The following is a 12,001-nucleotide window of genomic DNA, read 5'->3' on the forward strand; positions in this document are numbered from 1 at the left end:
GGTCAATTTTTTATCTTTAAAGACAACTGCAGTCGCATTAGGTGTATTTTTTGCCTGCTGCTCAAAAAGTTCATGAATACATTTATTTTTAGGGTAATCCTCCTGAGTTTCATTTAACGTATTTAGAAGGTAGTTTTCCTCTCCCTGTGACAACATAGGTAAGGTTTTCAATTCAGGTTTTATTTCCGAAATGCCTTGCAATGCTTCATATTGCTCTGCCATTCCCTCCAATAAACAGGTTAAATGATCCTTGAGTTGTTCAATATGTTCATGACTAAATAATGAAGTATCATAAATGAAGTCCATTGAGATACCCTGTTCATTCATACTCATATCAATTTCTAAATCAAATTTTGTAGTAATTAACTCTGACTGTAACGGAATCAGATTGATCCCAGGTAACTTGAAAGACTCCTCTTCTTCGATGCTATTGAGTCCATAACCTGTACTCGTTGTTAACATAATTTGAAACAATGGCGTATGTGCTGAGCTTCTTGTTATATTTAACAATTCCACCAATTGCTCAAAAGGTACATCTTGATTAGATTGGGCATCTAAATGCGTTTGACGTACATGTGCAAAGTAATCCTCTAAATATTGATATTGAGTATCAAGCCTTAATACTAATGTATTAACAAAAAAACCAATCAAAGGCTCAATTTCTGCCTGAATTCGGTTAGCAACAGGTGAACCAATGACAATATCATTACTATTACTGTGTCGTGATAATACTAAAGCAAGTGCACTATGTAGTAACATAAATGGTGTCAGCTGATACTGTTTGGCAAGTGCTCTAAGACTTACCATAACGCCTTTTGGCAACTCAGCTGAAACCTTCTCACCATCAAATAGTTTAGTTTCTTGTCTGGGGCTATTTAATGTTAAACCATGTAGAAGCGGCAATTCTGAAAGTTGTTTACCCCAATACGCTAACTGCTCCTTTTGAACTTCACCCTCTAACCATTTTCGTTGCCATTGCGCATAATCTGCATATTGTATCTCAAGCGGCGCAAGTGGACTTTTTTTACCTTCAGAAAAAGCGAGATAAAGCGTAAAAAACTCTTTAGTTAAGACTTCCATTGACCAGCCATCGGAGGCAATATGATGCATATTAAATAACAAAACACCTTGTTGTTTCTGCTGCGCTCTATCATCTGCTAATAAAATATAACTTGCTCTTATCATCAAATCAGTTTGCAAGTTAAATTTAGTTTGCACATCTGAATTAAGAAAAGACTTTAATGCATTGCTCTGCTCTTCATTTGTCAGGTCCGTTAAATCATGCTCCACTAAGTTAAAAGTAAAATCTTTTTGTATATCTTGTCGTGCCCCAACTTCTCCTTCAGCATAAACAGTACGTAATACTTCATGACGTTGTATAATTTCCTTGATCACAGACTCTACTAACAAGAGGTCAAGCTTACCTTCAACCTCAAAAGCAACAGGCATATTATATTCGGATGAACCTGATTGTAGTTGATCAATAAACCACAGACGTTGTTGTGCGAAAGAACAAGAGATATCCCTACCATTATTACGCTCAACCTTTTCAATTTTATCTCTTGATTTAAGGTTTTTCTTGGATTCTGCAATCTTTGCTAATTGAGTAAGTTGAGGCGCATCAAATATATCCCTAATGCTTAATTCTATTCCAAGTCGATTTCGGATCTCGCCTATCAAGCGTACACTGAGTAAAGAGTGTCCCCCTAAAGCAAAAAAATCTGCTTCAGCGCTAATCTCTTGGGTTTTGATAGGTAACAAATCACTCCAGATTTGAGTAATTAAATGCTCAACTTCAGTACTAGGCGCAACATATTTTTGTTCAGTAATATTTTCAACTGCCACCAGCGCTTTTTTATTTACTTTTCCGTTAGGCAGTAATGGAAAATCATCCAACACCATAAAGTAACTTGGTACCATATAATCAGGTAAAGTGGCTTTAAGAGACTCGCGTAATAAAGCACTCACTTCGCCCGGTTCCTGTTCACTATTAATAGTCACATAAGCGACCAGTTGCGTTTGCTCTGATTGAACATTTTGAGGCATAACAACTGCGGATTTAATCAGTGCTTGCTGTGAAAGAGCATACTCTATCTCAGCTAACTCAATACGAAATCCTCGAATTTTAACTTGATCATCTATTCGTCCAACAAATTTCAACTGACCATCAGGCTGATAACACACTAAATCACCTGTACGGTACATACGTGAATTTAGATCATCGCAAAATGGATTGTCAATAAAGCGCTCAAGCGTAAGCTCTTTCTGATTATAATAACCACGAGCAACACCTGAACCAGCAAGGTATAACTCTCCAACAACTCCTTCAGGTACAGGTTGACCTACTTGGTTCAGTACATAGCTTTGTGTATTATCGATTGGCCGGCCGATACTGACTTCTGTAATTTCAGCATCAGAAAATGTTGCATAAGTAGAATAAGTCGTATCTTCCGATGGACCATATAAATTTGCAACTCGGTTACACTTAGGTAACAGTAATAATTGATTCACAATATCAGCAGACAATGGTTCACCAGCTAAATTAATCACTTGGGCTGATTCAGGCACCGCATTTTCAGACAACAAGGCACTTATCCCTGATGGAACTGTATTAATCAAGCTAGGTTTAAGATCTCTTTGTTCCAATATTGATAAAATATCTCTTACCAGTAGCACTTTACCACCAACTGAAAGTGGTAAAAATAACTCAAATACCGACAAATCAAAGTTAAGTGAAGTACTCGCAAGTACCGAAGCTAATTCATCGGCACTATATGCTTTCTGTGCCCAATGTAGCATCGCACAAGTGTTTTTATGTTCAATTGCTACCCCTTTAGGCTCTCCTGTAGAGCCTGATGTATAGATAACGTAGGCAAGATCACTTGGAGCGGGTCGTTTTCCTAATGTTAGCGCTGTATTCGGATAAGAGTTCAAATCATGATTCAAAGTTTGACAATCGATATTAATTCGTAACAACATCTTATTGTCTAGTAGGCTTGATAGGTTTTCCTGAGTGACCAAATACTTAAGTTTACTACTATTCGCAATTTTATTAAGGCGTTCCTCTGGGTAAGTCGGATCCAGCGGAACATAAGCCCCGCCAGCTTTAAGTATTGCTAATAGAGTCACCATCAAGTCAACTGTACGCACCAAAGAAACACCAACGAGTACATTAGGCTCCACCCCTTGGTTCATTAAGTAATGTGCTAGCTGATTAGCCTGACTATTCAGTTCAGCATATGTCAGTTGCTGTGTTCCTGATTCAATCGCTAGTTTAGTAGGCGTTTTAAGTGCCTGAAGTTCAAACAACTCATGGATACATTCACCAGTTGGAAACGAGGTTTTATTATCATTTAAAGTCTGTAATAAATAATCCGATTCATTACTATCAAGTAAAGGCAGTTGATGCACAGGAGTTTCAGAGTTTGTCACTACCCCCTGCAATAAGGTTTGCATGCGCCTAGCCATTGCTTCAATACTCTTTTTTGAAAATAGATCCCTGTTGTAGATCAAACTAAACTCTAATCCATTTTCAGACTCTGATGCACTCAAAGTTAATTCAAATTTAGCAAACACCTCATCATTTTCAAGCGGTGTTAACTTTAAACCAGCTAAGTTTTGCTCTTGTGTTTCATTTGTATCCATTGAAAATAAAATCTGAAACAAAGGTGCATGACTACTACTACGCACAGGACTGAGCATTTCAACTAGTTGCTCAAATGGCACATCCTGATGACTTTGCGCCATTTTATTTACTTCTTTCACCTGAGTAATAAAATCTGTAAAACTAACATTTTCAGTACAATTTACTCGAAGGATCAGAGTATTAACAAAAAAACCAACAAGGGATTCAAGTTCTTTTTGCATTCGATTAGCAACAGGAGTACCTATCACAATGTCATTGCTACCTGAGTGACGCGCTAATAATAAAGAGAATACACCATGAAGCACTGTAAACAGGGTTGTTTCCTGATTTTTAGCTATCACCTTTAGCCCATTCAATATCGCCTTATTCACGGAAAACACATGGCATTCACCATTAAATGTTTGCACCGCAGGACGCACTTTATCTATTGGAAGGTCATGCAACTGAGGTAACTCAGCAAGTTGTTTTTTCCAATAATCGAGCTGACTTTCAAGAACATCACCCGTTAACCATTCTTTTTGCCATCGAGCGTAATCACTATACTTAATAGATAAAGGCGCTAGAGGGTCTGGTTTTCCATTAATGATGGCCTCGTATTGAAGGGTAAACTCTTTAATTAACACTCCCATGGACCAACCATCGGACGCAATATGGTGCATATTAAAAAGTAATACCCCTTGCTCATTCCCCGTCTCTAAAAAACTGACTCGTAATAGCAAGTCTTCAGATAAGATAAATGGCGTATTCGCATCCTCACGTATTGCATCTCGAATACTTTCATCTTGCACCTCAATAGAATTACTATTCAAAAAAAGATGCCTGATCTTAAATTTAATCTGATCAGAAATAATTGGCTCAGGACCTTTGTCAGTACTTTTAAAAATCGTTCGTAATGGTTCATGGCGACCAATAATTCGCGTAAACGCCTGCTCTGCAATACTCAAGTCAAAATGACCTTCAACCTTTAATGCTCCAGGCATATTATATTGCGCACTGCCTCCTTCTAACTGATCAATAAACCAAAGACGTTGTTGAGAAAAAGAGCAAACCACTGCTTTGTCATCTGTATTATATGCTTTAATTTCAGGCCTGTTTGTTTGATTTTTTTGCATCTGACTTTCAGATAAAAAGGCTATCAATTGCGTTTTATGTGCCAAAATATCCTGTTTTAATTCTGCTGGAAAGACATCTACTGACAATTTAAAACGAAGCTGCTCTTCCTCAACAAAAAGAAAAACACCTGCTTCTGCTGATTTTTTATATAAATTTAAAATGTTCATAAACAACCTTCGCTTGTGATCTTAGCATCGCTTTGCTGTGACGCCACTGATTTAATTACAACTTCGCTATGAATAAGGGAAGCTAAAGATTTAAAATTAAGATTTTCGAATAAAGTATGCATAGACAATTCAATTGCAAACTGGTCGTTAATTTCAGCCATTAAGCGTACCAATAACAAAGAATGTCCTCCAATTTCAAAAAAATTAGCTTGAGCACTGATCTGAGAAACTTCTGATTTAAGTAAGTTTGCCCAAATAGTTGACAGTGTGATTTCAATGTCACCTGTTGGCGCAATGTACTTTCCGCTCATTGCTGATAATTCTGGTTCTGGTAGCGATTTACGATCAACTTTACCATTCGCTGTTAATGGCCATTGATCCAATACAACAAACGCAGAAGGCACCATATGAATAGGTAGAGAAGCAATTAAATGACCTCGTAATATAGATCTCATATCATCTTCGAGATCTGATATAGGTTGATTTAAAACAACATACGCAATCAGAGAGGCATTACCTGAACCACTTTTTCGAGCCATGACTAAAGCTGAATTTACCTCGTTTAATGTCAGTAATACCTGCTCAATTTCTCCAAGTTCGATTCTAAAGCCTCTAATTTTGACTTGGTTGTCAGACCGACCTATGTATTCTATGTTACCATCGGCTAAATACCGCACTAAATCTCCAGTTCGATACAAACGCGCACTGGTATCATCACTGAACGGATTAGTTATAAAATGAGATTTTGTTAAACTTGGTTGATTTAAATAACCACGCGCCAGACCAGCCCCACCTATATATAACTCTCCTTGAGTTCCTATAGGGCAGCAGTTAAAGTTTTTATCAAGTATTAATAATTCAATATTTTGTATCGGTTTACCAATAGGAACACTACTTTGATCTTTCAAAGTATTACAATCAAAGTAACTCACATCTATCGCAGCCTCAGTTGGCCCATACAGATTATGTAGCCCAACATGAGGTGCACAGGTTCGCATTGCTTTGACCTCTGCAATTTCAAGGGCCTCACCACTACAAAATACATAACGCACACTAGCAGGAAATTCAGACATTGGTGCTGCAAGATAAACATTTAACATTGATGGCACAAAGTGCATAACTGAAACTTTCTCTTGATACATCAGTTTTTTAAGATAATCAGGATCTTTATGTCCTTCTGGTTTTGCCATAACCAGCCTAGCGCCATGCCCTAGCGTCCAAACAAATTCCCAGACCGAAACATCAAAACAATATGGTGTTTTTTGTAATACATGGTCCGACTCAGTGAGATTATACGCGTTTTGCATCCAGTCTATTCTATTAACTAACCCTTGATGCTCCATCATCACACCCTTTGGATTACCCGTGGAGCCAGAAGTGTAAATGACATAAGCTAAATTAGATGAGCTCTGATTATAATTATGCTGAATATTTGTTTCTGGATAAGCCTGTATTTTGTCCTGAAAAATCAAAGAATCCAATTCAGATACATCAATATTCTTTGTTAGTTCAGGCACTGTATTGAGCTTCGATTGTGTTAATAAATGTTTTATACCTGTGTCTGCTAGGATATATTCTAATCGTTCTTTTGGATAATTTGGATCCATAGGTACATAGGCACCTCCAGCTTTAAGAATAGCCAATATACCAATGACCATTTCCAGTGAACGCTCAACACAGATCCCCACTAAAGTTTCCGCTGTCACGCCTTCAGCTTTTAAATAATGAGCCAATCTATTTGAAGCTTCATTTAATTCTTTGTAAGTGAGCTGTTTTTTCTCAAATACCACAGCAATATTATTTGGGATTAGCCTAACTTGTGCCTCAAAAAATTCATGGATAAGTTTATCTTGTGGGTAATCAACCTCAGTATCATTCCATTGGACCATTTGTTGAAAACGTTCATGCTCAGGCAATACTGATAATTTTGAAATAGGAGTCGTACTATTTAGCTCTAATTCAGCTAGCAGAACAGATAAAGCTGTTTGCATGTAATCAGATATACGAGTGATATCAATATGTTCGTCTACTTGAAAGTCAAGTGAAAAGCTTTTACCAAAATCATTCACTCCCAAAGTAAATGGATAATTTGTTCTTTCTTTTAAACCAATTAGATTAAATTTACTATCTGCATCAGTTTGCTCAACTGAATGACGATAATTTAGCATTGAATTAAATAAGGGCACCTGTCCGTTTACACCACTGCACCTTTGTGCTTGCGCTAATGAAACTTGCTCATATGGTATTAAAGACGATAATGCTTCATTCACATCTTTAATAATTTGTTTAACATCTGCATTACCTAACGTTACTCTTATTGGCAAGGTGTTTATCATCATGCCTAACATACGCTCAATACCTAAGTCACCGTTCATACGCCCCGATAATACAGTACCAAATACGACATCATTATGACCCGTACATGCAGCGAGTACCATAGCCCAAGCAGCATGGAAAAATGCTGCTGGACTTGACTGTTGCTTACGCATTAGAAGTCTGATTTTTTCAGCGGTATCATCACTAATATCAACATGTAATTGATTAATATTACCACCATCTTTAGTGACATCTGACAAACCAAATGCCAAACTTGGCTCTTCGACTGTACCTATCTGATGTGTGAAAAATGCTTCAATATCCAGTTGAGCTGCTTGATCCAATGTACGAGCAAGAAATTCTCGGTACAAGATAGGCTCAGGTAATGAATTAACCTCACCTTTATTAATTATCGCCAACTCTTCCATAATTACTTCCAGTGATACATGATCAATTAGTAAATGATGGAACTTAAGTAAAACATAAATACCTTGGCCATGTTTTTCATTTACGACTTGTAGCTGCATTAATGGTGCATTTTCCAAGTCAATATAATGTTCACCAGAATCAACAAACTCTAAAAATGCTTTACGTGTATTTGAGTATTGCTCAAAAGATAGGTACTCAACTTGCAATGTAACTTCTTTTTGAACAACTTGTAGTGCTGGTTGATGATCTCGCCACAAAATTGCAGTTCTTAAGACATCGTGTCGCTGAATAATCAAATTCAAACTCGACTCAAAATATTTGAAATCTTCAGCATTATCAAATTCAAAAGAGATGGTAGTGACATAAGGATCTCTTTTTTCACTCATAGTATGAACAAATAAGACGCCTTCTTGTAATGGTGCCAATGGGTAAATATCTTGAATGTTTTTAGCACCGCCGGAAATTTTATCACATACTTTATCTAGTTGTTGTGGTGTTAATGACACTAAAGGCAACATTTCAGGCGTAATAAAATCACAATTAGCTGGAATAAGATTTTCTGGCACAGAAAAGCCACTTACCTCACCTTGATCAGCACTAATTTGCTTAGCCATATCTTGCAATATCGCCGTACTAAATAATTTTTGAACATTCGTATGATAACCAAGTTTTTTGATACTCGTAACCAATTGCATCATTAGCAGTGAGTGCCCACCTAATTCAAAAAAATTGGCGTTAATACTGATGTTATCTACTTCAATATTTAATAGGTCAGACCATATCCCTACCAAAGCTTTTTCAGTCTGAGTTTTTGCCGCGATATACTCTGTCTGCAATAAGCTAAGTTTTGGATCCGGCAATGATTTTTTGTCTATCTTACCATTAGGTGTGAGTGGCCATTCATTCATTATAATAAATGCAGTTGGTAGCATATGTTCAGGCAATGAAGCAGACAAATTCGTTTTAATCATTGCAATTAACGTATGTTCTGTATTCTCCGCTTGATCCATATCTAAAGTCGGAATAAATTTGATATAGGCAACAAGTTGTTTACTATCATTGGCTGTTTCTTTCACTAATACCAGTGTTGAATCAATCATTGCTAGCTGACTGATATGCTGCTCTATTTCACCAAGCTCAACCCTGAACCCTCTAATTTTAACTTGATCATCAATACGACCAATAAACTTAAGATCACCATTTGGTAAATACTTAACCAAATCACCTGTTTTATATAAACGTTTACTGCTATTTAATTGTTTCGAATCATAATAAGGATTATCAATGAACTGTGCAGCCGTCAGATTAGGTCGATTCAAGTAGCCCCGTGACAAGCCCACTCCGCCTATATGAAGTTCCCCCACAGATCCGTATGGAAGCATATTGCCTCCTTCCCCCAATACAAGTAGCTGGATATTAGATATCGCTTTACCTATTGATATATCTTTGCTGTGCGAGACCTTTTTAATAGTACAACAGATGGATGCTTCCGTAGGCCCATAAGCATTATAAAAACTAGCATTCATAAGCCATTTGTCAGCGATGCCAGGCTCACAATACTCGCCTCCGACAATGACAGCTTTAATATATTTAAGCTTTTTGTTATCCAACGTATTTAATATTGATGGTGTCATCATTATATGAGTTATTGGTCGCGTTCGTACGGTTTCAAGCTCTCCTTGAAAGTCTAATGTAGAAGATAGAACAAGTTCCCCTGAAGACACTAAGGTAATCCAAATAATCCATGATGCTGCATCAAATCCAAATGATGTTGATTGATAAAAAATGCTATCTCTGTCGACATTAAATTGCTTGGCATTATCTAATATCGTATTTATTAAACCTTGATGTTCAATCATCACCCCTTTTGGTTGCCCTGTTGAACCTGAGGTATATATCACATAAGCAAGATGATTACCGTTAATTCCCGATAGTTCTTTATCAATATTTTTTATGGGGTAAACACTAAATGGCGTGCTGAAGGTAGGGTTTATATCTCCTAAACCGTCCAGGTATAGTGTCGTATTTCCCGCAAATAAGAGTTTTTCTTGCAAACCAGATCGTGTTAAAACAAGCTCTAATTGAGCATCCTCACACATATATTCTAATCTTGCATTGGGGTAATCAGGATCCATTGGAACATAAGCACCACCAGCTTTGAGTATGCCTAATATACCTATCACCATCTCAAGTGAACGCTCAATACAAATTCCCACGAGTGTATCGGGCTTGACCTGATGATTTTCAATCAAGTAATAAGCAACTTGATTCGCTTTCTCATTTAACTGTTTATAAGTGAGTTCCTTATCATCAAAAACTAAGGCAATACTATCTGGATTAGACTGGGCTTGCTGTTCAAATAATGTATGTATACAAAGTTCACTTTCGTAATCCACATTCGTATTATTAAGATCAGTCAACAGATGGCTTATTTCACTTTCAGACAACACAGCTAAGCTGTTAAGTTCTGGTTTAACCTGCGGTGATTGTTGTATTATTTGAAATTGTGAAGCAATATTTTCTAATAAATTAGATAGATGATTATTTAACTTTTCTATGTGTGCATGATCAAATAACGCTATATCATAAGTCCAGTCGATACCTAAACCATGCTCACTAATGCTCATATCTATATTTAAATCAAATTTTGCTGCTATCGAATCTGAACTATATGGAGTGAGTGTAACATCCGGTAATTTAAATGAGTCAACCTCTTGTATACTATTTAAACCATAATCTGTATTTGTTGTTAAAGCTATTTGAAATAAGGGTCCATGCGCTGTACTTCTTGGAATATTCAATCGCTCTACAAGCTGTTCAAATGGTACATCCTGATTCGATTGAGCATTAAGATGCACTTGACGCACATGTAAAAAATACTCTTCTAAATACTGATAGTGTGTATCCACTCTTAACACTAATGTATTTACAAAGAAACCAATCAAAGGCTCAAGCTCTGCTTGCAGCCTATTAGCAATAGGAGTGCCTATGACAACATCATTCGTATTTGCATTACGAGATAATACGATGGCAAGTGCAGCATGTAACAACATAAATGGGGTTAAGTGATAGTGCTTTGCAAGCGATATTAAGTTCACAGCAATATGCTGGGGTAATTCTGTTGATACAATATTACCCGCAAACTTTTTCACTTGCGGACGTGTTTTATCTAATTGTAAATTATGTATCGGTGGCACATCTTTAAGCTGTTCTTGCCAATAGTTTAACTGGGATGTCAGTTCTTCTTTTTGTAAACACTCTCGTTGCCAATGAGCATAGTCTAGATACTGTATTTCAAGTGGCATTAATGGGCTTTCTTTACCTTTAACAAAGGCTTGATATAAAATAAAGAATTCTTTTGTCAATACCTCCATTGACCAACCATCTGAGGCAATATGATGCATATTAAATAACAAAACACCTTTTTGCTTCTGATCTGAGCTTTTATCTGCATGGGATAATAAAATATAGCTCGCTCTCACCATTAAATCAGATTGTAGATTAAATGGTGTTTGTCTATCGGAAGTAACCAGTGATTTTAAATTCACTTTTTGTATTTCCTCAGACTGTTCTGATAAATCATTGACTGATAGGTGAAAACAAAAATTTTCTTGTATTTTTTGTAAGACTTCAGTGTCACTACTTTGATACACAGTGCGTAATATTTCATGGCGTTGAATTATTTCAGTGAGCACAGCCTCAACCACCTTAATGTCAAGCTTTCCTTCAACATTAAATGACATCGGCATATTATATTCTGCTGTGCCACCTTGTAATTGATCTATAAACCATAATCGCTGTTGTGAAAATGATAACGCTGATTGATTTGAGCTATCCCTGAGTATTTTTGTTATTGATAAATTTTTATTTCCAACTTTATATAACTGTTTCAAATAATCTTTTAATTCTTCTTTGTTATTAATAAGTTTTGCTTTAAGTTCCTTGTCTAAATTTCTTGGCAATTTCAATTTCACATTATCGGTATCTTTTTCAAATATGACACCTGCTTGTTGAAGCTGTTCAAATAAAAGTTCGATGCTCATAATTCAAAATCCTCAAATTCTTCATTGCTCTCATTTATGATCACACTTTTTGAATGCAGTGTGGTGACTAGCTCAACATATTGAGCAAAGGTTTTAATATTTTCTTTACTGTATAAATCCATTAATTCAAACTGTAATTCAAAATGACTGTTAATTAGTTGGAGTAATTTTATGACCAATATTGAATGACCCCCCAATTCAAAAAAGTTAGCTGTCGTGCTGATTTTATCCGCTTCAAGATTCAGTAACCCTGACCAAATATTGACTAATGCTTTTTCCGTATCCGT

The 12,001-nt window shown here is 36.4% G+C and carries 3 protein-coding genes; all 3 read right to left on the reverse strand.

All coding sequences use genetic code 11. From position 1 onward, the window contains the following. Window positions 1-4,926: non-ribosomal peptide synthetase (locus BM088_RS26150; RefSeq protein ID WP_143085167.1), on the reverse strand; the 4,926-nt coding region annotated here is incomplete at its 3' end. Beyond that, window positions 4,923-11,714 carry a non-ribosomal peptide synthetase gene (locus BM088_RS26155; RefSeq protein ID WP_091991780.1) on the reverse strand — a complete coding sequence of 2,264 codons (6,792 nt, stop codon included), beginning with the start codon at window positions 11,712-11,714 and terminating at the stop codon, window positions 4,923-4,925. The genes BM088_RS26150 and BM088_RS26155, both read right to left, overlap by 4 nt. Next, a partial coding sequence (locus tag BM088_RS26160; protein ID WP_143085168.1) for a phosphopantetheine-binding protein occupies window positions 11,711-12,001 on the reverse strand: 291 nt, incomplete at its 5' end. The genes BM088_RS26160 and BM088_RS26155, both read right to left, overlap by 4 nt.

This window comes from Pseudoalteromonas denitrificans DSM 6059 (assembly GCF_900112265.1).
Lineage (GTDB): Bacteria > Pseudomonadota > Gammaproteobacteria > Enterobacterales > Alteromonadaceae > Pseudoalteromonas > Pseudoalteromonas denitrificans.

Bases quoted from the DNA above. Each gene is read 5' to 3' on its own strand.
- BM088_RS26155 (WP_091991780.1), bottom strand. From the start codon at position 11,714: ATGAGCATCGAACTTTTATTTGAACAGCTTCAACAAGCAGGTGTCATA.